Annotated in this window: 20 protein-coding genes; 15 read left to right on the top strand and 5 right to left on the bottom strand. The window is 65.2% G+C overall.

Annotated elements, in window-relative coordinates:
• Positions 1-13: 13 nt before the first annotated feature.
• Complete coding sequence (locus M5C98_RS04050) at positions 14-1375, bottom strand: M23 family metallopeptidase (protein ID WP_272551134.1); 1362 nt, start codon at positions 1373-1375, stop codon at positions 14-16.
• Positions 1376-1554: 179 nt separating this feature from the next.
• Here M5C98_RS04050 and tyrS point away from each other — a divergent pair, with 179 nt between their 5' ends.
• The gene (gene tyrS, locus M5C98_RS04055; RefSeq protein WP_272551135.1) at positions 1555-2790 is read left to right on the top strand and encodes a tyrosine--tRNA ligase; all 1236 of its coding nucleotides are present in this window, start codon (positions 1555-1557) and stop codon (positions 2788-2790) included.
• Between the two features lie 33 nt (positions 2791-2823).
• Here tyrS and M5C98_RS04060 read toward each other — a convergent pair whose 3' ends face one another.
• Positions 2824-3816 (bottom strand): LysR substrate-binding domain-containing protein, encoded by a 993-nt coding sequence (locus tag M5C98_RS04060; RefSeq protein WP_272551136.1) that lies wholly within the window; start codon positions 3814-3816, stop codon positions 2824-2826.
• Positions 3817-3933: 117 nt separating this feature from the next.
• On the opposite strand from M5C98_RS04060, the gene M5C98_RS04065 reads away from it, so the two are divergent.
• The 5 genes from M5C98_RS04065 (at position 3934) to M5C98_RS04085 (ending at position 8525) form a co-directional block, all read left to right on the top strand.
• Positions 3934-4458, top strand: coding sequence for a DUF2917 domain-containing protein (locus M5C98_RS04065; RefSeq protein ID WP_272551137.1), 525 nt, complete (start codon positions 3934-3936; stop codon positions 4456-4458).
• A 239-nt stretch (positions 4459-4697) separates the two neighbouring features.
• On the top strand, positions 4698-4952 hold the full coding sequence (locus M5C98_RS04070; RefSeq protein WP_272551138.1) for a DUF2917 domain-containing protein: 255 nt from the start codon (positions 4698-4700) through the stop codon (positions 4950-4952).
• A 322-nt stretch (positions 4953-5274) separates the two neighbouring features.
• Complete coding sequence (locus tag M5C98_RS04075; RefSeq protein ID WP_272551139.1) at positions 5275-6045, top strand: Crp/Fnr family transcriptional regulator; 771 nt, start codon at positions 5275-5277, stop codon at positions 6043-6045.
• A 167-nt stretch (positions 6046-6212) separates the two neighbouring features.
• The gene (gene glmU / locus M5C98_RS04080; RefSeq protein ID WP_272551140.1) at positions 6213-7649 is read left to right on the top strand and encodes a bifunctional UDP-N-acetylglucosamine diphosphorylase/glucosamine-1-phosphate N-acetyltransferase GlmU; all 1437 of its coding nucleotides are present in this window, start codon (positions 6213-6215) and stop codon (positions 7647-7649) included.
• Between the two features lie 3 nt (positions 7650-7652).
• Positions 7653-8525 carry a sensor histidine kinase gene (locus tag M5C98_RS04085; RefSeq protein ID WP_272551141.1) on the top strand — a complete coding sequence of 291 codons (873 nt, stop codon included), beginning with the start codon at positions 7653-7655 and terminating at the stop codon, positions 8523-8525.
• Between the two features lie 30 nt (positions 8526-8555).
• On the opposite strand, the gene M5C98_RS04090 is transcribed toward M5C98_RS04085, so the two are convergent.
• Entirely contained in the window at positions 8556-9068 is a 513-nt protein-coding gene (locus M5C98_RS04090; protein WP_272551142.1) for an Lrp/AsnC family transcriptional regulator, read from the bottom strand.
• Positions 9069-9206: 138 nt separating this feature from the next.
• Between M5C98_RS04090 and glmS the strand changes: the two genes are divergently transcribed.
• Positions 9207-11129, top strand: coding sequence for a glutamine--fructose-6-phosphate transaminase (isomerizing) (gene glmS / locus M5C98_RS04095; RefSeq protein ID WP_272551144.1), 1923 nt, complete (start codon positions 9207-9209; stop codon positions 11127-11129).
• 72 nt (positions 11130-11201) lie between these two features.
• Here the strand turns inward: glmS and M5C98_RS04100 are convergent.
• Positions 11202-12352, bottom strand: a protein-coding gene (locus tag M5C98_RS04100) for an IS3 family transposase (RefSeq protein ID WP_272551145.1) whose coding sequence is annotated in 2 segments (ribosomal slippage) — positions 11202-12115 and positions 12115-12352 — 1152 coding nt in all. Because the reading frame shifts where the segments join, the coding sequence is not laid out codon by codon here.
• Positions 12353-12566: 214 nt separating this feature from the next.
• Between M5C98_RS04100 and M5C98_RS04105 the strand changes: the two genes are divergently transcribed.
• The 4 genes from M5C98_RS04105 (at position 12567) to M5C98_RS04115 (ending at position 15782) form a co-directional block, all read left to right on the top strand.
• A complete protein-coding gene (locus tag M5C98_RS04105; protein ID WP_272551147.1) occupies positions 12567-13157 on the top strand; it encodes a hypothetical protein in 591 nt (196 codons plus the stop codon).
• A gap of 354 nt (positions 13158-13511) precedes the next feature.
• Positions 13512-13676 (top strand): IS66 family insertion sequence element accessory protein TnpB, encoded by a 165-nt coding sequence (gene tnpB, locus M5C98_RS24745; RefSeq protein WP_442867226.1) that lies wholly within the window; start codon positions 13512-13514, stop codon positions 13674-13676.
• Between the two features lie 458 nt (positions 13677-14134).
• Positions 14135-14503, top strand: coding sequence for a VOC family protein (locus tag M5C98_RS04110; RefSeq protein ID WP_272551148.1), 369 nt, complete (start codon positions 14135-14137; stop codon positions 14501-14503).
• A 130-nt stretch (positions 14504-14633) separates the two neighbouring features.
• Positions 14634-15782, top strand: coding sequence for a sensor histidine kinase (locus tag M5C98_RS04115; RefSeq protein ID WP_272551149.1), 1149 nt, complete (start codon positions 14634-14636; stop codon positions 15780-15782).
• Between the two features lie 72 nt (positions 15783-15854).
• Here M5C98_RS04115 and M5C98_RS04120 read toward each other — a convergent pair whose 3' ends face one another.
• Positions 15855-16811: a LysR substrate-binding domain-containing protein gene (locus M5C98_RS04120; protein ID WP_272551150.1), complete on the bottom strand. Its 957-nt coding sequence runs from the start codon at positions 16809-16811 to the stop codon at positions 15855-15857.
• A 130-nt stretch (positions 16812-16941) separates the two neighbouring features.
• On the opposite strand from M5C98_RS04120, the gene M5C98_RS04125 reads away from it, so the two are divergent.
• The 4 genes from M5C98_RS04125 (at position 16942) to M5C98_RS04140 (ending at position 22260) form a co-directional block, all read left to right on the top strand.
• Entirely contained in the window at positions 16942-18324 is a 1383-nt protein-coding gene (locus tag M5C98_RS04125) for a D-serine ammonia-lyase (RefSeq protein WP_272551151.1), read from the top strand.
• Between the two features lie 56 nt (positions 18325-18380).
• Positions 18381-19364 (top strand): Bug family tripartite tricarboxylate transporter substrate binding protein, encoded by a 984-nt coding sequence (locus tag M5C98_RS04130; RefSeq protein WP_272551152.1) that lies wholly within the window; start codon positions 18381-18383, stop codon positions 19362-19364.
• Positions 19365-19511: 147 nt separating this feature from the next.
• Positions 19512-21068 (top strand): amidase, encoded by a 1557-nt coding sequence (locus M5C98_RS04135; RefSeq protein ID WP_272551153.1) that lies wholly within the window; start codon positions 19512-19514, stop codon positions 21066-21068.
• Between the two features lie 16 nt (positions 21069-21084).
• Positions 21085-22260 (top strand): NAD(P)/FAD-dependent oxidoreductase, encoded by a 1176-nt coding sequence (locus M5C98_RS04140; RefSeq protein WP_272551154.1) that lies wholly within the window; start codon positions 21085-21087, stop codon positions 22258-22260.
• The last annotated feature ends 17 nt before the right edge of the window (positions 22261-22277 follow it).

The following is a 22277-nucleotide window of genomic DNA, read 5'->3' on the forward strand; positions in this document are numbered from 1 at the left end:
ACGCGCCGCGCGCTTACTGGGCGCTGGCTTGCTGCACCTGGGCGGCCGCCGACAGCTGGATGCGCATGTTCGATGCCAGGCGATTGAAGGCAGCGCGCGAGGCGGCGGAGACCGGCGTGGCGGCTTCGCTTTGCTGCGCGATCACCATCGGGTCCTGGTGCTGGCCATCCACGCGGAACTCGAAGTGCAGGTGGGGGCCGGTGGCCCAGCCCGTCGCGCCGACGGCGCCGATGGTCTGTCCCTGCTCCACGCTCTGGCCCTTGCGCACGTCAATGCGGCTCAGGTGGGCATACACGGTAACGTGCTGGTTGCGGTGCTTGACGTAGATGACATTGCCATAGCCGTTCTGCACCCCGGCGAAATCGACCGTGCCGTCCCCCACGGTGCGCACGGCCGTGCCGGTGGGCGCTGCGAAATCGGTGCCCAGGTGGGCGCGCCACTTCTGCAGGATGGGATGAAAGCGCATCTTGAAGCCGCTCGAGATGCGCGAGAACTCCACCGGCGAGGTGAGGTAGGCGCGGCGCATGCTCTCGCCGTCCAGCGTGTAATAGGCGCCCTTGGAGGCGGGCGTGTCCTGGAACCACACGGCGTCGTGCGTCTTGCCGTTGTTGTGGAACTCCGCGCTCAGCACGCGGCCGCTGCGCAGCGGCTCGCCATCGGCTTCGAGCGTTTCATAGACCACCGAGAACCGGTCGTCCTTGCGCAGGGCGCGGTGGAAATCGATGTTGCTGGCGAACACCTCGGCGATCTGCGTCGCCACGGCATCGGGAATGTTGGAGGCGTCGGTCGCGGCAAACAGCGAGCTGCGGATGATGCCGCCGGCCAGCCGCGTGCCCACGGTGAGCGGCGCCGTCTCGACGCGCGAGGTGAATTCGTTGCCCTTGCGCTGCACGACCAGCCGGCGGAAGTTGCCGCTGTCGTCCTGAACCCAGCGCGCCGTGAGGCTGATGAGGCGGTGGTCGTCCGTGGTTTCTGCCGACACGGACCGGCCCGAGCGGCCCAGCAGGGTCTGGCGCACTTGGCCGTCGCTGCGCAGGAAGGCCGCGGCCGCGGGGTCTGCCACGCCCAGACGCTGCAGGATGGCTTCGGCGGTGTCGCTGCTGCGGGTCTGGTCCGAGCGATAGAGGGAATAGCTGGGAATTTCCACCAGCGCCGGCAGGGACTGGTCGCTGGCCAGGGACTCCACCGCGTATTCGACTGTGCTGCGGGGCAGGTCGGCGGGGTCCGGCGCGAGGGACGCTACGGCGAAAGCACCGCCGCCGCCCGTCAGCAACAGCGTTGCGATGGCGGCAGTGATGCGTTTGGGATGGTTCTGGGCGATGCGCGATAGCCGGTCCAGCAGTGCGAGGCTGGCGGATGTCAAGCCATTGTTCAAAGTGTCTTACCCCAGGGTGAGGTGCGTTCGGGCCGGGCGGAGGGCGGAACGCACGAGCTTGGTCAGGCTGCAGCCATTCGGTGCAAGAGTCCGAACCGGCAGGACCACTAGAATCCGCCACTGCAAATGTGGGCCGGAGTATAACGACGAGCGCCCCGGAAACCCCCAAAAAAACCCTTATGAATCAATTTGCTGTTACAACATTCCCAATCACCGATGGTGTAGGACGGGCGCTTGAGGTATCGCTGCGGGGCGCTGACGAATTGCTGCCGCGCGAGGAGTGGACCAAGAAGCTGGCGCGCTCCGAGGCGACCGGCGTGCCGCTGCGCATCAAGCTGGGGCTGGACCCGACGGCGCCGGACATCCACATCGGCCACACCGTGGTACTCAACAAGATGCGCCAGCTTCAGGACCTGGGCCACCAGGTGATCTTCCTGATCGGCGACTTCACCAGCCTGATCGGCGACCCTTCGGGCCGCAACAGCACCCGGCCGCCCCTCACCCCCGAGCAGATCAAGGCCAATGCCGAGACCTACTACCGCCAGGCCAGCATGGTGCTGGACCCGGCCAGGACCGAGATCCGCTACAACAGCGAATGGAGCGAGCCGCTGGGCGCCACCGGCATGATCCAGCTGGCTGCCAAGTACACGGTGGCCCGCATGATGGAGCGCGACGATTTCCACAAGCGCTTTTCCACCGGGCAGTCGATCAGCGTGCACGAATTCCTCTACCCGCTCATGCAGGGCTACGACTCGGTGGCGTTGAAGAGCGACCTGGAACTGGGCGGCACCGACCAGAAGTTCAACCTGCTCATGGGTCGCCATCTCCAGCAGGAGTATGGCCAGGAGCCGCAGTGCGTGCTCACCATGCCGCTGCTGGTGGGCCTGGACGGCGTCGACAAGATGTCGAAATCCAAGAACAACTACATCGGCATTGCGGAAGACGCCAACACCATGTTCGCCAAGGTGCTGTCCATCTCCGACACGCTGATGTGGGACTGGTACACGCTGCTGTCGTTCAAGTCCCTCGCCGAGATCGCCGCGCTCAAGGCCGAGGTGGAGGCGGGCCGCAACCCCAAGGACGCCAAGGTGATGCTCGCCAAGGAGATCACCGCGCGCTTTCACAGCGCGGCGGCCGCCGATGCGGCCGAGGTGGATTTCATCAACCGCAGCAAGGGCGGGGTGCCCGACGAGATTCCCGAGGTGGCCTTGGCCGGCGCGCCGCTGGGCATCGGCGCGCTGCTGCGCCAGGCCAATCTGGCGCCTTCCGGCAGCGAGGCCAGCCGCCTGATCGATGGCGGCGGCGTGCGTGTGGACGGCGGTGTCGTCAGCGACAAGGGGCTCAAGCTGGAAGCGGGCACTTACGTGCTGCAGGTGGGCAAGCGCAAGTTCGCGCGGGTCACGCTCAGCGCCTGAACGCGCCGGGCTGGGGCGCGCGCTGCACGCACCTCAATCCAGGTTGTCGCTCAGGTCGGGGTCGGGCACGTCGCCGATCGCCTCGCGCGTGGCCTGTGCCTGCAAGGTGAGCCAGGCGCAGAAGGCCCGGATCTCGGGCCGCTGCCCGCTGCGCGGCCCCACCAGCAGCCAGTAAGCCAGCGGCGAATCGAGACGGTAGCCCGGCAGCACTTCCACCAGATCGCCCGAGGCCAGCGCGTCGGCGATGAGCGGCATGCGCGCCAGGGCCAGCCCCTGGCCGGTGAGCGTGGCCTGCACGATCTGGTGGGCGTAGTTGAAATACAGCCAGCGCTTGGGCTGCAGCTTTTCCTGGCCGTTGAGTTCGAACCAGCGGCGCCAGGTGAGCCATTCGAGGTGCATGGTGCGGTGCGCATCGCCCGCCTCGATGAGTGTGAAGCGCGCCACGTCTGCGGGCCCGCGGATGGGCGGGTTGCTCTTGATGAGCCAGGGGCTCGCCACCACCGCCAACTGCTCGCCGAACAGTCGCTGCGATCCGTTCATGTTGGCGCTGGGCAGGCTGTAGCGCAGGGCCAGGTCCACGTCGGCGGTTTCCAGGTCCACGGCCACATCGCTCGCGTCGATGCGGATGTCGATGTCGGGGTTTTCGCGCTGGAACTCCTCCATGCGGGGAATGAGCCACATCGAGGCGAAGCTGGCCCACGTGGTGATCGCCACGCTCTTGCGGCCGGCAGTCTGCCGCACCAGCCGCACGCAGGCATCCATGCGTTCAAGAGCGGGGGCGACGGCCCGCTGCAGCTGCGCGCCGGCGCTGGTCAGCTCCACCGCCCGGGTGTGGCGCAGAAACAGCGGCACGCCCACTTCTTCTTCCAGCGCCTGGATCTGGCGGCTGACCGCCGACTGGGTGAGCGACAGCTCTTCCGCGGCCGCCCGGAAATTCAGGTGGCGGGCCACCGCGAGAAAGGCACGCCAGTGGCCGACCGCCACTGGCCGGGTGCGCAGGTGGGTGATGGGGGCGGGCAGATTCATGGGTGCGATTGATGAGGCTGAGGAATTAAATTATCTCCGGCTTTTCATTGGACCGGATGGGGTGAAAGGCTGAATATCCAGTCCTGTCAACACCAAAATCCATGCAAGGAGCGCCCCATGTCAAACCATTCCGTTCTGGAATCGCAACAATCCCAGGCGGGCGCTGCGTCGGCCCGGACCCTGGCGGGCTGCTGGATTTTGCCCCCGCGGCGCGCGTTGGGTTTGTATCCCACCCAGCGGGCGCGGTTGCGCGTCGAGCGCGGCGGTGTCTGGCTTACGGTGACGGGCCGCAAGGGCGCACTGCCCGGCGACTGGTTCCTCGGCGAAGGCGACGAGCAGGTGCTTGAACCAGGGGTCCACGCCGTCATCGAGCCTTGGCATGGGGGGCAGGCCGCGCTTTCGGACGATCCGCTGGCCGAGGGCGTGCAATTTCGTTGGGATGCGGTCGCCCTGCCAGCGCATGCGACGCAAGCCGAAGTCTGGTCACGGGGCGTCGTGGCGCCTTGGGCGGAACTGGTGGGCGCTCTGCGTGGCGCGGCGTGGGCCGCGGCCCGGCTGGCGCGGGGGCTGCTGCAGTGGGCGGGCAGAGGCCGTTGGGCGCCGGCGGCCCCTCGGGCCTGCATTGATGCGCAATGCGAATAGATTGGAGAGGCTTTTCGCATTGATGTGGTTCCAGCATGAATCGACCGAGGCGTTTTCATTGGACGGTGCCACATTGCCAGACGCATCATAGGCACATTGCTAGGGTTTTCCAGGAGAAAGAAATGACCGCTTCAAATGTTCTGAATTTTCAACAATCCGCTGTCTTGCCTCGCGGAGAGGCGAAAGACATTTGCATGTTGGCCAACGGTACGGCCCACAGTCTGCGCCCTCGCGTCCCGATGGCACTGCGTGTGATGTCGGGCCATGCCTGGGTCACGCTGGACGACGGCCCGAACGGCGAACGCGATCTGGCGGCTGGGGATGTGTTCCTCAATGCCGGCCAGACCTTGTGGGTGGCAGCCGGGCAACATGCCGTCGTCGAGCCTCTGGGCCGCGATGCCGTGCAGTACCGCTTCAGTGCTTCGGCTGCGGTCCGCCATGCGGACAGCGCCTTGAAGGCCCGTTCCACGCAAGGCGAGGCCTGCTGCGCCTGAGCCGAGCGCACTTTTGTCTGAACAACGGGCCGGAGGCTGTCGAGGCCCCGGCCCGTTTGACGTTCCGGATCGAGCGCAGAGTTTGACGGGTGCTGTTGCAGCGATGTCTCAAATCCCAGGGCCCGCCCAGGCGCCGCGTGTGCCCCGTGCGAGCGGCGCCAAGCGCATGCCTGGCGCGAAAACTCCATAGCCAGAAAGTCAATCGCCATCGGCGGGGCGGGCCCAGGCGTGTGGTGTGCCGGGCACAGTGTCAAAAGACATAGGGAATAGTGCCTTGCTTTGCCTAGAATCGCCGCCCACCAGTTCTCACCGATTCGCCTTTATGAGCGTGGACTTTGCTTCTGAATCCCTGGCGCATGCCGTTCCGCGCCATTGCGATGCCTGCCGGTTGCGCAACACCTCTTCTGCCTTCACGCCGGTCTCGCCGCAGGAGCTGCGGTTCATCGACGACTTCCGGTGCGGCACAGCCACCGTGGCGGCCGGTGGCACGCTGATCCGAGAGCACCAGCCCAACGGCAAGCTCTACACGCTCTATACCGGCTGGGCGTTTCGCTACAAGACGCTGTCGGACGGGCGGCGCCAGATCCTCAACTTCCTGCTGCCGGGCGATCTGGTAGGGCTGCAGCAGGAGTTCGGCGACACCGCGATGCACGGCGTGGAGGCCGTCACCCCTTGCGCGTTCTGCGTGTTCCCGGCCGACGGGCTTTGGTCGCTGTTTCGCGACCACGGGCGGCTGGGCTACGACGTGACCTGGCTCGCGGCGCGGGGCGAGGGCATGGTGGACGACAACCTGCTCACCACCGGCCGGCGCAATGCCACCGAGCGCGTGGCCATGCTGCTCATGCACCTGTACCGCCGGCTCGACCGCCTGGGGCTGTCCGAGAACGGCACCGTCGAATTCCCCATCACCCAGCAGCACATCGCCGACTCGCTCGGGCTGTCGCTCGTGCACACCAACAAGACGCTGCGGCGCCTGGCGCAACTGGGTCTGCACGAGATCGCCGATGGGCGGCTGCGAATCATCAATCCGCGCGCGCTGGCCCGCATCGCCGAGTACTACGACACCATCCCCCGGCCGGTGCCCCTGCTCTAGGCTTTAGGTAAAATCGGCCTCCAGCGCAATAAGTACTAGGGCATTTAGCTATTAATTTTGTAGCAATTGCAAAACCCGTGATGAGTGCGGCAGGGCGCCGATAATCGGCGGATTCTCCTGGGACGCCGGTCGCCGTGCCGCGCGGCCGCAACCGAACGGACCCTTTCATGACAGCACTGGACATCATCATCATGGCGGCGGGCAAAGGCACGCGCATGAAAAGCCGCACTCCCAAAGTTCTGCAGCGCCTGGCCGGGCGCCCGCTGCTGCGCCATGTGCTGGACCAGGCGGCCAGCCTGCAGGCGCGGCGCGTGGTGGTGATCACCGGCCACGGCGCGGAGCAGGTGGAGGCCGCCGTCGCCGGCGGTCCGGGCGACGATTCCGGTGCCGGTTTCGAATTGAAGTTCGCCCGCCAGGAGCCGCAACTGGGCACCGGCCATGCCGTGCAGCAGGCGATGCCCGCGCTGGCGGGCGATGGCACCGTGGTCGTGCTGTCGGGCGACGTGCCCTTGACCCAGGCCGCCACCCTGCACGCGCTGGTGGAGGCCTCGGCGCAGGAGCGGCTCGCGCTGCTGACCGTGACGCTGCCCGACCCGGCCGGCTACGGCCGCATCGTGCGCAACGGCGCCGGTGCGGTGCAGGGCATCGTGGAGCACAAGGACGCGAGCGAGGCCCAGCGCGCCATCACCGAGGTGTACAGCGGCATCATGGCCGTGCCGGCGCACCGGCTGGCCGGCTGGCTCGCCCGGCTGCGCAACGACAACGCCCAGGGCGAGTACTACCTGACCGACATCGTCGCCATGGCCGTGGCCGACGGCGTGCCCGTGGCGGCCCACCGCATCACCGACGCGCTGCAGGTCGCCGGCGTGAACAGCCCGCTGCAACTGGCCGAGCTGGAGCGCGCGCATCAGGCCCGCCAGGCCGCGGCGCTGATGGAGCAGGGCGTGCGCCTGGCCGACCCGGCGCGCTTCGATCTGCGCGACGATGCCCGCATCGGGGTCCGGGGCCGGCTGGTCTGCGGGCAGGATGTGGAGATCGATGTGAACTGCGTCTTCACCGGCCACGTGGAGCTGGGCGAGGGCGTGCAGATCGGTGCGCATTGCTGCATCGCCAACGCCACCATCGCGGCGGGCGCGGTGATTCATCCCTACACCCACATCGACGGCGAGAAGGCCGGCGTGCAGGTCGGCCCGGGTGCGCTCGTCGGCCCGTTCGCCCGACTGCGCCCCGGTGCCCAACTGGGGCGCGAGGTGCACATCGGCAACTTCGTCGAGGTGAAGAACTCCACGCTGGCCGATGGCGCCAAGGCCAACCACCTGGCCTACCTGGGCGATGCCACCGTGGGCGAGCGCGTCAACTACGGCGCGGGCAGCATCACCGCCAACTACGACGGCGCCAACAAGTTCCGTACCGTCATCGAGGCGGACGTGCACATCGGCAGCAACAGCGTGCTGGTGGCTCCCGTCACCATCGGCGCCGGTGGCACCGTGGGCGGAGGCTCCACCATCACCAAAGACGTTCCTCCCGGCGCTCTGGGCGTTGCGCGGGGCCGGCAGGCCATCATCGAAGACTGGAAACGCCCCGCCAAGGTGCCCAAGGCCTGAGCCATGGACGGCCCCCGCAGCGATCTGCCGGATGAAGCGGGCCGCGCGCAGGCCGATGAGGTGGCGCGCCTGCGCGCAGAGCTGGACGCGGCGCGGCAGGAGCAAGAGGCGTTCTTGCGGGCGGTGTCGCACGATCTGCGCGCGCCGGTGCGCCACATCCTCGCCTACGGCCGGCTGGTGCGGGAGACCGTGGCAGACAGCAATGCCGATCCCGAGGCGTTGCAGTTTCTGGACACCATTGCGCAGGCTGGCCAGCAGCTGGGCGGCATGATCGATGGGCTGATCCAGCTGGGGCGCATCGGCTCGGCTCCGGCCACGCCGGGCCTGGTCGAACTGGGCCCGGCGCTGCACCGTGCGGTGGCCGCGGCGCGGACTGCCGCGGCTGCCGCATCCATCCCCAAAAATGCAGCCGCGAAGACGCCTGCCGAAGAGGAATCGGCCACGGCCTGGATCAACACCGTGCAATGGGATCTGCCTGCGGCCCAAGCCTGCCCCGCGCTGTGGGCCGACGCGGGCTGGCTGCAAGAGGTGCTGGTGGCGTTGCTGGACAACGCCCTCAAGTTCTCTCGCGGGTCGCAGCCGCCGCGCATCGCCGTGCAGGTGCGTGCGGCATCGGGCGATCGCATCGCCATCACGGTGCAGGACAACGGCGCTGGTTTTCCCACGGCGCAGGCGGGGCAACTGTTCCAGGTGTTCCAGCGGCTGCATCCGGCCAGCCAGTTCGAGGGCCTGGGCTTGGGCTTGGTGCGGTGCCGGCGTCTCGTGGCGCGCATGGGCGGCAGCATCGACATCAGTGCAGCGCCCCAGCAAGGCTGCACGGTGTGCGTGCAGTTGCCGGCCACAGGGCCCACGGCGCCAAACGCCGTTAGCGGCTGACCCGTCTCACGCAGCGCCGCTGGGCTGCGATCACGGTGCGCGGCTCGCGGCGATGGCCGGGCGAACGCACGGCACCTTCGGCTCGAACTTGCTGCGCTTGAGGCTGAAAAACGCCTTCACATTGCGCGCGTTGCCATCGCCGGAGAACAGGCGCTGGGCCAGGGCCAGGTAGCCCGGTATGTCCTGCGCGTAAACCACCAGAACGAAGTCCGGCCCGGGCGAAACGCGGTAGCACTGCTGCACCGCCGCCTCCGGTTGCATGCGCTGCTCGAACGCTGCCAGGCGCTCGGCGTCCTGCCGGTCCAGCGTTACTTCCACGATCGCGGTGATTCCGTGGCCCAGGTGGCGCGCCAAGGCATCGGGTTGGACCAGGGCCACCTCTCGCTCGATCAATCCTGTCTCGCGCAGGCGCTTGACCCGGCGAAGGCAGGTGGGGGGCGACACGCGAACCGCTGCAGCCAGGGTCTGGTTGCTCGCCGTGGCATCGTCTTGCAAGGCATTCAGCAGTTGGAGATCGATGTCATCAAGAAATAGTGAATCCATTTTGGTGATTTTATGGAATTTAATTTCATGTGATGTGAATGGAGAAATTTAATTTCATTTAATTGTTAAATAATATAGAGATATTTCTTGGCGCTCTGCCTACCATCGCCTATTCACATTCCTTTCAGGAGATCGACCATGTGCGGCATCGTCGGCGCGGTATCCACGCGCAACATCGTTCCCATCCTCGTGCAGGGTCTGCAGCGCCTGGAATACCGCGGCTACGACTCCTGCGGTGTCGCCATCCACGATGCCAGCCTGGGAGCGTCGCGCACCGGCGGCCTGCGCCGTGCCCGCAGCACGGCCCGCGTGGCCGAACTGCTGGAGCAGGTGAATTCCGAGCATGTCGAGGGGGCCACCGGCATCGCCCACACGCGCTGGGCCACGCATGGCGCGCCGGCCGTACACAACGCCCATCCGCACTTCAGCCACGGCACGGGCGCGGGCGATCCGGCGGCGGACGAGCCGCTTCGCCTGGGCCGCGTTGCGCTGGTGCACAACGGCATCATCGAAAATCATGAAGAACTGCGCGCTGCGTTGCAAGCGCGTGGCTACACCTTCACCAGCCAGACGGACACCGAAGTCATTGCCCACCTGATGGACAGCCACTACAGCGGAGACCTGTTCCAGGCCGTGCAGGCTGCCGTCACGCAATTGCACGGTGCCTACGCGATCGCCGTCATCCACAAGGACGAGCCGCACCGCGTGGTGGGCGCGCGGGCCGGCTCGCCGCTCATCCTGGGTGTGGGGCAGGGCGAGCATTTCCTGGCCAGCGATGCCATGGCGCTCGCCGGCGTGACCGACCAGATCGTGTACCTGGAAGAGGGCGACCTGGTGGACCTGCAGCTGGGCCGTTACTGGATCGTGGGCAAGGGCGGACAGCCGCTGGAGGCACACCGTCGCCCGGTGCGCACCGTGCAGGCGCACAGCGGCGCCGCTGAATTGGGACCCTACCGCCACTACATGCAAAAGGAAATCTTCGAGCAGCCCCGCGCCATCGCCGACACGCTGGAAGGCGTGCGCGGCATCGTGCCCGAGCTGTTCGACGGCGCCCCTGGGCTGGACGGCGAGCCCGGCGCCGCGGCCTGGCGTGTGTTCAAAGACATCGACTCCGTACTCATCCTGGCATGCGGCACCAGCTACTACAGCGGCTGCACGGCCAAGTACTGGCTGGAGTCCATTGCCGGCATTCCCACCCAGGTGGAGGTGGCCAGCGAATACCGATACCGCACGAGCGTGCCGAACCCGCGCACGCTGGTCGTCACCATCAGCCAATCGGGCGAAACGGCCGACACGCTGGCTGCGCTGCGCCACGCGCAAAGCCTGGGCATGCTGCACACGCTCACCATCTGCAACGTGTCCACCAGCGCCATGGTGCGAGAGTGCAAACTGGCCTACATCACGCGTGCCGGCGTCGAGATCGGAGTGGCCTCCACCAAGGCATTCACCACCCAGCTGGCCGGGCTGTTTCTGCTCACGCTCGCCATTGCGCAATCGCGCGGCCGTCTGAGCGACGATCAGGAAGCCGAGCACCTGAAGGCCATGCGCCACCTGCCCGTCGCGTTGCAGGCGGTGCTGGCGCTCGAGCCGCAGATCATCAGCTGGGCCGAGGACTTCGCTCGCATGGAAAACGCGCTCTTCCTGGGCCGCGGGCTGCATTACCCCATCGCGCTCGAAGGCGCATTGAAACTCAAGGAAATCAGCTACATCCATGCCGAGGCATACCCGGCAGGGGAACTCAAGCACGGTCCCCTGGCCCTGGTCACCAGCGCCATGCCGATCGTGACGGTTGCCCCCAACGACACCCTGCTGGAAAAGCTCAAGAGCAACATGCAGGAAGTGCGCGCGCGCGGCGGCGTGCTGTATGTGCTGGCCGATGGCGACACGCGGATCGAAAGCGGCGAGGGCCTGCATGTGATCCGCATGCCCGAGCACTACGGGCCGCTGTCGCCACTGCTGCACGTGGTGCCGCTGCAATTGCTGGCGTATCACACGGCTTGTGCGCGGGGAACGGACGTGGACAAGCCGCGTAACTTGGCGAAGAGCGTGACGGTGGAGTGAGGGGGCGGCTGCTGTCCCGTTGTGTGACTCCAACAAATAAAGTCCGTCGGGCACTGAATCGCCCCGGCATTCCTAGACACTTTTGAGCCGTTGGGAATGTTGCTGTTCGAACTCTACAGCTGATAGTCCCGCCGCCGATGAATGTCGGCGCTTTGAGTTGTAGAACATTTCAATGTAGTTGAAGACATCAGCTCGCGCATCGTCACGGGTGTCGTAGACCCGCCTGCGGATGCGCTCGCGCTTGAGCAGTTGGAAGAAGCTCTCGGCCACTGCGTTGTCGTGGCAGTTGCCACGGCGGCTCATGCTGTTGACCAGGTTGTGGTCGAGCAGGAAGGTCTGCCACTCGTGGCCGGTGAACTGACAGCCCTGATCGGAATGAACCATGACAGGCGCATGCGGCTGGCGGCGCCATAGTGCCATCAGCAGTGCATCGAGGACCAGGCTCGTGTCAATGCGGCTACCCATGGACCAGCCCACTACTTGGCGCGAGAACAGATCGACCACAACCGCCAGGTACAGCCAGCCTTCGTGGGTTCGGATGTAGGTGATGTCCGTGACCCAGGACTGATTGGGCCCAGCCACCTTGAACTGACGCTGCAGGTGGTTTGGCGCGACCACCGCGGGCTTGCCACCTCGCAGTCCAGGCCTGCGGCCGTAGCCCGTCTGCGAGCGCAGACCTTCGAGCTTGAGCAACCGCGCCACGCGATGCTTGCCGCAGCGCTCACCCAGGTCGCGCATGTCCAGCGTGAGCTTGCGGTAGCCATAGACACCGCCGCTCTCCAGCCATGCTTGTTTGAGCAAGCCCAGCAGCCTCTGGTTGTCCTTGGCCCGTGGACTCTGCGGCGCTGCCTTCCACGCGTAGTAGCCGCTGGGGTGCAGCTGCATCACCTTGCACATGCGCCGCACGCTGTGCTCCTGCGCATGGCGCAGGATGAATGCGTACCTCACCCGGACTGCCTGGCAAAGTACGCGGCGGCTTTTTTTAGGATGTCACGCTCCTCGGTCACGCGCTTGAGTTCAGCCTTCAGCCGCCGCAGCTCCTCGGTCTGGGACGTCTGCATCTGTCGTTCTGGCGCGGGCACCGCATAGGCCTTGATCCACTTGTACAGGCTGTGCTGGCTCACGCCGATTCGGGTGGGCACATCGGCCACCCGATGGCCTCGCTCCGTGATCTGCTTGACCGCTTCGATCTTGAATTCTTCGGGATATGGCTGCTTTGTCATGGCACCTCCTATTGAGCCTCAGGTTTGAGGCTCGAAGGTGTCTAGTTCAGCCGGGGCGATTCAAATACGATTTCAGGCAATGCGATCGGAGGCTGAAAAAAAGCCAACTGGCGACCAGCCGGCGCCGGGCATGCTCGTCCGCCCCGGTTAGGCTATCCGCCTTGCGGCCACCGCTTCAGGACGAGCGCGTCTTGCCGATAACCAGGAGGTTACGATGAAAAGCCTCCTCGCTCTGCTGCTGGCCAGCGCCTGCTTCCAGGCGCAGCCCGCCAACCTGCCGCCCTGCGACAAGGCGGTGCGGTTCATTGCGGCTTGGTTCGCCGACCCGGAAGTGGACAACGCCAAGCCGGCCGCCGAACTGACGAAGATCGGCGCGGGCGCCGGCCGCAGCGGTACGCAACTCGGCCACGTCGTTGTCGAGACCAAGCTGGCGGTGATGCCGCAGACCAGTTGCCAGGGCGTCGTCGTGCGGCTGGATTACATCAAACCGGTACTGCGCGTGGCCAGCGAGATCCCGCCGGGCAGCTGTGCCTATGCGCACGTGATGAAACACGAGCAGACGCATGTGCGCATTCACCGCGACATCGCGCGCCAGTTCCGCGAGCTGGACTATCCCTGGGCCTCGGGCGGCAGTAGCGCGGGCATCCTGGTATACGCAAAACAGGAACTCGACCGCCTGATGCAAGCCCAGGTGCTGTTCGACAACCCCGAGGAATACGCCAGCAACTTCAGCGCGTGCGGTGGTGAGATCGCGCGGCTGGTGAAGCCCGCGACGTCTACCAAGTCGGGGCAGACACCGGGTTGAGGCAACCGCCTTCCGCGAGGGCTGATTGGTCGCGCCTTGGGCTGGACCAGACTGATGCCGACGGTCAGGCTTGCTGCCGCCGAGACCGGAGCGAGCCACCGCGCCGACCTTCGACTGCGCCACTTGTTCCGCCCCCGCACCCAACAGGCGTGTGGGGATAGAGCCACTCGTGTGGCTCACGGGGTCGTCGGCAAATGAGTCAAAAGTGGCTTACTTCTGCATCGTCGCCAACAGGCCTGCTTGTTGATTTCCACGCAAACCTGCCCCTCCGTGGGGGGCACTTCTGCGTGGAAATCAACATGGAGGCGTCCCATTCGCGGCATAGATGTTGTTTCGAAAGGCTCCGATGGGACTATGGGCATCTGGCTGGCCGCACGTCGGTTGCACCAAGGCCGCTTCCATTGGCCCTCACCGGGCGGCACGGCGCAGCAACGCCTGCAGCTTGAGCAACTCGACGCGCTCCTGCTGGGCCTGCCGTGTCAGCGTGTCAGCGAGGATGGTGTAATCACAGTCACCTGACGCGTGCCGCGGCAGTGGCCATCAATCGGGAGATATGCCAATAGCTGGGCGATGGTTGGTTGGACAGACTCTTCCCATGGAAGTCGCCACCGATAGAAGAACTCCGCGAAAAGTTGCCCTGAAAGTCTCTCAACAATTTCCGCAATGTTCGCAGCTCCGCCACTCAGCAGTTCTCCCTGATAGTGGGAGCAGGAAGGTTTTCTATGTCAGCTGGTATCCGTCAAGGCCTTGGTATCCAAGGCGAGTCGCTAGGCCGCATGGATGCTGGGTCGGTGTTTACGACTTTAAATACCCAGAATAGTTGTGATTCTGGGCCGTGGTCGCCGCAGGTGCTTCGGCGGATTGACTTGTCGCAATGCAGGTCTGCAAGCGAACTGCTAAAACGGGCATCGGCAGGCTTTCGGGGGGCGTAAAAATCAGGCCGGCCTCCACTCTCATTTCCCCGAATGGGCACTCTCATGTTCGATCACATCGGCATCCGCGCCAGCGATAGCGAGGCCAGCGAAACCTTCTTCTTGCGCGCTCTGGCGCCGCTGGAGATCGCCGTGGCGATGAAAGGTCCCCATGGAGTGGGCTTGGGCAAGAACGGCAAGCCCTCGCTCTGGATCTACGGCAGCAAAGACCACCCGGTTCCGCTGCATCTTGCGTTCGCGGCAGAACGCCGCAGCCAAGTCGATGCGTTCTACCGTGCAGCCATCGAAGCAGGTGGCGAGGACAACGGTCCCCCAGGACTGCGCATGCACTATCACCCCCACTACTACGCCGCTTTCGTCATCGCGCCCGACGGCCACAACATCGAAGTGGTATGCCATCTGCCTGAGAACTGAACGCAGCGAAGCAGGTGGCATAGCGATTCGAGGCGTTGATGAATGTCAGGGCCATCGATGTCAACAATGCCACAAGACGCCGATGTTGCGGCTGCTTCTCCCCGACACCCGATGGCGCCACAATGGCCGCATGCACCTTGCCCACTTCATTGCGTCCTATCTGGATGAGATCCTTGTTGATTGGGTCGCTTTTGCCAGGACCCAACTGCCAGCGGCCAGGAACTTGGACGAGACCGCGCTATTGGATCACGGCAAGAAAATCTTGCAGGACGTGGTGGAAAACATGAGCACGTTTCAGACCGAGCGTGAGCGGAAAACCAAGTCGGAAGGAAAAAGCGAATCAGCCTCGACGGATTCTGGCGTCTCATCGCGCAGCCACGCGCGCCAGCGAGAGCACCAGGGCTTCAACGTGGACCAGATGGTGGCTGAGTACCGTGCTTTAAGGGCATCCGTGTTGCGCCTTTGGCGCGCTTCGGCCCATGAGGCGACCACGCGCGACATCGATGACATCATTCGTTTCAACGAGGCGCTGGACCAGGCGCTCTCCGAGTCATTGGCGGAATTCAATCTGGTGGTGGACCGGGCCCGCGACCTCTTTCTCGGAATACTAGGACACGACCTTCGCGGGCCGATGAGCACGATCGCCGGCGCGGCGCAGCTTGAAATGCGCCGATGGCCTGACGATGTCCGCCACGCGCCAGTCATCTTGCGGAGCGTTGCCCAAATGAATGCGCTGCTGGACGACCTCATGGAATTCACCAGCTACCGTCTTGGCAAGGGGCTCATCGTCAAACCGAAGATCCTGCGCCTTGATCAATTGGTCCGAGACACGATCAACGAGATCGAGGTGGTTTCCAGCGGTCGTGTGTTGCTTCTTCAAAGCCGAGGGGACATGGAAGGCCGGTGGGATGCTGCGCGGCTTCATCAAGCGCTTTCCAATCTCATCTTCAATGCCTTGAAGTACGGAGTGACAAGCTCACCCGTTTGGGTGGAGATCGATGGGACAGACCACGATCAGGTGCTATTGACCGTGCGCAATGCGGGAAAGGCGATTTCCCCTGAATTGCTACCCCGTCTTTTCGATCCTCTGGTGCGGGAGCAGCGCGAAGACGACAGCAATGGCTCGCAGGTATCAGGCGCCAACCTGGGGCTTGGGTTGTTTGTGGTGCGAGAAATAGCGACAGCGCATGGAGGGTCCGTCGTGGTCACGTCCCGCGAGGAAGCGACCGAATTCCGACTGTGTTTGCCGCGCATGTGCTCTGCACTTGAAAGCAGTTGAGTACGTACAGTCCCGATGTTTTGGCGACGGGTTGCCTGAACCGCCGCCATGGCTTTTTCTGACAACGGGGCCTCACGCGATTGGCGCAGGCAGCGCCTGCCGCCTCTCATCGCTGAACTTACGCCCCTCTTCTACCAGCCACTCTCGTACCTGCTCCATGGCCGGGCTGGGGTGGGCCGTGGTCACGAATGAGTAGGCCGCTCGAGACACGACGCTGCGCCCGAGAACCGGGACCAGACGGCCTGCCTTGACGTCCTGCAGCACCAGGGCGGCGCGGCCCATGGCGATGCCCTGACCGGCCAGCGCTGCGCCCAAGGCCAACTGCGACAGGTTGAACTGCTGGCCCCCCGCCCACGGCGGTGGCGCGGCACCCGACTGGGCAAACCAATGCTGCCATTCCTCGTACGTATCGGCGCCTTCCCATGCGCTGCCATCGTGCAGCAGCCATTCGCTATGCAGGTCCTCAGGGGATGCGATGGGCGGATGGCGGGATAGAAATTCGGGGCTCGCCACAGGCATGAGCCACTCGTCCAGAAACACCGTTGCGTTCAGGTCGCGGTAGCCGCCCAGATCGAAACGCACCGCCGCCTCGACGCCGTCCCGCACCATGCGGGTGCGGTCCAGCCTGTGAAACTCGCCGAACACCCGCAGGCCCATGCTGGGGTACTGGCGAAAAAAATCGCCCAGCCGCGGCGTGAGCCAACTCATGGCGAACGATGGCGAGCAACTGAGGGTGGCAGTAGGGGTCTCCTGTGGTTGGCGCATCTGGGACAGCGTGTTTTCGATAGCGGTGAAGCCCTCGCGCAGCACCACGGCCAGCCACTGGCCCTCGGGCGTGGGCACGAGGGCGCGCGGGGTACGCAGGAATAAAGGGCGATGCAGCCAGTCTTCGAGGTGCTTCACCTGCTGGCTGACGGCGCCTTGGGTGATGCACAGCTCGGCAGCTGCCTTGGTAAAGCTGCCGTGGCGGGCCGCTGCATCAAAACAGCGCAGCCAGGCGAGCAGGGAGGCGGAAAGGCGGATTTCCATTACTTTGGCTAATGTATGAGCCACTATAAATGCGTTGTGCCAATCCGGTGGCGAACGAAGAATGCGTTTCAGGTGTGGGTGGATTGTGGCTCGAAGAGCGCACTCGCCCCCGTTGCTTGCTGAACCCAATATGCCCCATCAAACCGACGATAGCGCCCCGGATGCAGATGCCGTGTTGGCAACCCGCCTGCGCCAAGCCCAACCCTGCCTGTGGACCAATCCCGCGCGCCTGGCCTGTCCCGCTGCCACGTTGGAGGCGCTGGGGCGGCGCATTAGTCTGGATGATACGAACGTTGCCGCCGCTCGACTGAAGCGGTTTGAGGCGCTGCTGGCGCAGGTATTTACCGAACTGGCGCAGACCAATGGCGTGGTGGAGTCACCCCTGCTGCCAGCCGAAGCGTTGCAGCCCGCGCTCGGCCTGCAGCCTGGGCAGGGCCGCCTCTTCATCAAAGCCGACCACAGCCTGCCCGTGGCAGGCTCCATCAAGGCCCGGGGCGGCATGCATGAGGTGTTGGAGCTTGCCGAGCAACTGGCGCTGCGGCATGGGTTGGTGCCGCAGGGTGGCGACGATGGCGCCTATCTGGCATTGGCCAGCTCTGCAGCACGCGAGGTGCTGGGACGCTACCAGGTGGCGGTGGGTTCCACCGGCAACCTGGGGCTGAGCATCGGCGTGGTGGCCTCGGCACTGGGGTTCAAGGCAGCGGTGCACATGTCGGCCGACGCCAAGGAATGGAAGAAGGAGCGCCTGCGCCAGCGCGGCGTGTTGGTGGTGGAGCATGCGGGCGATTACGAGCGCGCAGTCGCCGCGGGCCGCGATCAGGCCCGGGCCGATCCCGAGTGCCATTTCGTGGACGACGAACAGTCGTTCTCGCTGTTGTTGGGCTACAGCACAGCGGCCTTGCACCTGCAAAAACAATTGGACGAGCAGGGCATCGTGGTGGATGCCGAACACCCGCTCATCGTCTACCTGCCCTGCGGGGTGGGCGGCGCGCCTGCGGGCATCACCTTTGGACTGCGGCAGTTGCTGGGACCCCACGTGCATTGCTTTTTTGTGGAGCCGGTGCAGTCGCCGTGCTTCCTGGTGCAGATGCTGGCTGGGCGCGCTGACGCCACTGGCGGGCAGGCGCACCCCTCGGTATATGACTGGGGCCTGACCAACCAGACAGAGGCCGATGGCCTGGCCGTGCCGCGTGCGTCGCTGCTGGCGGCCGAACTCATGGTACCGCTGCTGTCCGGTGTCTTCACGGTGGCGGACGACACCTTGTTCGTCCATCTGGTTCAGGTACTGGACGTGTTGGGCGAACGCATCGAGCCCTCGGCCGCTGCAGGCTTCAGCGGTCCCGGCATGCTGACTGGCACTGATGCGGGCCTGGCTTGGCTATGCCGTACCGGCGTGGGTGATGTGCTACCCCAGGTCACCCACCTGGTGTGGACCACAGGCGGGCTCTTGGTGCCCGAGGCGCAGTACCAGGGCTTTGTGCGACGCGGGCGGGCTTTGCTCGCGGCGCAGTGACGCTCCTCCATTCATTGGATTTCCTCTTCCCATTTTTTGATTTTTGAGAGAACGTCATGAACCGCAAGAAGCTGCTTTTGTCTGCCGTGATCTGTGCCTTGAGCGCAGCTTCGTGGGGTCCTGCCATGGCACAGGACGGGCCGTTCCCGACCAAGCCCATCACGCTGGTGATCCCGTTTCCGCCCGGTGGTGCCACCGATGTGCTGGGCCGGTTGATTGGCAAGAAGATGGGTGACCTGCTCGGGCAGAGCGTGGTTATCGACAACCGCGCCGGGGCGGGCACCACCATCGGGGCTTCGTATGTGGCCAAGTCAACGCCCGATGGCTACACGCTTCTCATGAGTTCTGGCACCACCTTTACCGTGAACCCTGCGGTGCGCCCCAAGCTGCCCTACGACCCGGTCAAGAGTTTCGAGCCCATCGGCATTGCCGGGCGCACCAGCCTCATCCTGCTGGCCAACAAGGACGTGCCGGCAGCTGATGTGAAGCAGTTCGTGGCTTTGGTGAAGGCCGCGCCCGACAAATACTCCTACGGCTCCTTTGGCGCTGGCACCACGTCGCAGTTTGCGGGCGAGATGTTCTTTCACGCTGCGGGCTTGAAGATCCAGCATGTGCCCTACAAGGGCAGTGCACCCGCCATGACGGACCTGATGGGCGGTCAGATTCCGTTCACGGTGGACACCGTGTCGGCTGCGCTGCCGCAACTCAAGGACGGCAAGATCAAGGCCATCGCCGTCACGGCGGGCAGGCGCTCGGCACTGCTGCCCAAGGTGCCGACACTGGTGGAAAGTGGATACCCCGGGCTGGAGATGGACACCTGGCTGGCCATGGTGGCACCGCGGGGGCTGCCCGCCGCCGTCAAGTCGCGGTTGGAGTTGACCCTGGCACAGGTGGTGTCGGACCCGGAAACCCGCGACAAGATGATCGCTGTGGGATTCGAGCCTGCCTATGCTTCGTCCAAGACGGTGGCCGAGCTGATCGACAAGGAACTGCCACTGATGCGCGCGATTGCCCAGCGAGCGAGCATCACGGCTGATTGAGCTGTCCTCTGGGATGTCTTCTGCCTTGGCAGACTCTGCGCTGGCGACCGCATGGGGCCATGCCGGTGCATGGGCTGAGCCTGTTTCGCATTGCCCCGCATCGCTGATGGACACGCATTTTCAAATCGACCAGGAGACAAGCACCTTATGACCACCCGCAGCACCCTGGTCGAGCTGACCGCCAACGAACTGCGCCATTGCATCGGCACCCGCGAGGTGTCGCCGGTGGAACTGCTGGAAGCCTGCATAGAACGCATCGAGGCCGTGAATCCGTCCGTCAATGCCATCACCGCGACCTGCTACGACCGCGCCCGCGACGAGGCCAAGTCGGCCGAGCAGGCGGTATTGCGTGGGCAACCGCTGGGCCTGCTGCACGGGCTGCCGCTGGGCGTGAAGGATCTGGAGGCGACGGCCGGGCTGCTGACCACATATGGCTCTGAAATCTACCGCGATCACATTCCTGCGCAAGACAACGTGCTGGTGGCACGCCTGAGAGCCGCTGGCGCCATCGTGGCTGGAAAAACCAACATTCCCGAAATGGGCGCCGGCGCCAACTCGCGCAACACCGTGTGGGGGGCCACGGGCAACCCGTTCAACCCCACGCTGAATGCCGGGGGCTCATCGGGCGGCTCGGCCGCGGCACTGGCCTGCGACATGCTGCCCGTGTGTACGGGCTCCGACACGGGCGGTTCGCTGCGCATTCCCGCCTCCATTTGCGGGGTGGTGGGTTTTCGGCCATCCCCCGGCGTGGTGCCGAGCTCACGCAAGCTGCTGGGCTGGACGCCCATCTCCGTCGTGGGTCCGATGGGCCGCACGGTGCAAGAGGCCTGCCTGCAACTGGCCGCCACAGCTGGAATGTCGGCCGGCGACCCGCTGAGCTACCCGCTGGACCCTGCAAGCTTCCTGCTGCCGGAGTCGGTGGACCTGAGCCGCCTTCGCGTGGCCACCACGGAGGATTTCGGTGCCTGCGCGGTGGACAACGGCATCCGCGCCACGTTTCGCACCAAGGTGCAAGCCATGCAGCACCTGTTCGGCACCTGCGATGCCATCGACATCGACCTGGGCGACGTGCATCGCTGTTTCGACGTGTTGCGCGCCGAGGCCTTTGTAGCGGGCATGCGAGAAGCTTACGAGCGTGACCCGAGCAGCCTGGGGCCCAACACCCGCGCCAACTACGAAATGGGCGCCGCCATGACGCTGCTGGACAGCGCCTGGGCGCAGGCCGAGCAAACGCGCATCCTGGCGCGGTTCCAGGCGCTGTTCGAGCAATACGACGTGATCTTGTCGCCCACCACACCCGTGTCGCCCTTCGCGTGGACACAGCTGTTCGCCAGCCACATCAACGGCGAGCCGCAAGCGAACTATTACCGATGGCTGGCGCTGACCTATGTGACCACGCTCACCACCCATCCCGCGCTGAGCCTGCCTTGTGGACTGGACAACGCGGGCATGCCCTTCGGCCTGCAAATCGTGGGGCGCTTTCGCGCGGACCGCCACACGCTGGGCGTGGGCCATGCGATGGAGCAGGCCTTCAAGGACATCACCGGGCTGGCCCGCCCACGGCCAGACCTGGCCAAACTGGTGGCGACGCAGGCCGAGCCCGCGCTGACCTCCATCGTGACGGGCGCACCTGATCCACGTGATGCGCGCACCCTGCCGCGCGATGACCGTGCGGCCTCGGCAGCGCAAGTGTCGGCGGTGTAAGGCAAGAGACTGACCCGTGCAATCAGCGGACTACATCATCATTGGCGCGGGCATTGCAGGTGCTTCACTGGCCTGGCAATTGGTCGGTGGCACGGACGAAGCCCATCGCGCCACCGTGCTGCTGCTGGAGCGCGAATCGCAACCCGGCTACCACACCACCGGACGCTCGGCTGCGCTGTACATGGCCACCTACGGCACGCCCAACATCCAGGCGCTCACCCGGGCGAGCCGCGCCTTCTACGACGCACCTCCGCCCGAGTTTGGCGCTGACCCCATCCTCTCGCCCCGTGGCGTGATCTATGTGGCGGGGCCTGATCAGCTTGATCTACTGAAACAGACGTACGACAAAGTCCGCGCCGCATCGCCGAACGTGGAATGGGTGGACAAGGCCGCGCTGCTGGCCCAGTTGCCGTGCCTGAAACCCGAAGCTGTGGCCGCTGGCATGCGCGAGCCCGACGCTGCCGACATCGATGTGCACACGCTGCATCAGGGCTACCTGCGAGGAATGCGACAGCGCGGGGGGCAGGTTTTGACCCGTGCCGAGGTGACGGCCTTGCAGCGCCAGGGTGATGGTTGGTGCGTCACGCTGGCAGATGGCCGGCAACTGTGGGCCAGAACCATCGTGAACGCGGCAGGCGCCTGGGCCGATGTGGTGGCAGGGATGGCAGGCGTGCCTCCCATTGGGCTCGAGCCGCGCAGGCGCACGGCCTTCACGTTCGCCGCTCCCGAAGGCATGGACGCCACCCACTGGCCAGCCGTGATCGGCATCGACGAAAGTTTTTACTTCAAGCCCGACGCAGGCCAACTGCTGGGCTCTCCCGCCAATGCCGACCCCACCCATCCGCACGACGTGGTGCCCGAAGAGCTGGACGTGGCCACCGGCATCTATCGCATCGAGGAGATGACCACCTTCCAGATCCGCCGTCCCTCCCATACCTGGGCGGGGTTGCGCTCTTTCGTGCCGGATGGCGATATGGTCATTGGCTGGGACAACCATGTGCAGGGCTTCTTTTGGATGGCCGGACAGGGCGGATACGGTATCCAGAGCGCTGCAGGCGCATCGCTGATGGCGCGGCAACTGCTGCGTGGCGAGCCGCTTTCCGAGGAGCTGGTGCGCCAAGGCGTGGTGCTGGAAGGCCTATCGCCTGCGCGGCTGCGCTTGCGGCAATCAACTTCGGATCAAGCGACGTGAGCCCGCTCCGGACGACA

The sequence above is a fragment of the Acidovorax sp. NCPPB 3576 genome (assembly GCF_028473605.1).
GTDB lineage: Bacteria > Pseudomonadota > Gammaproteobacteria > Burkholderiales > Burkholderiaceae_C > Paracidovorax.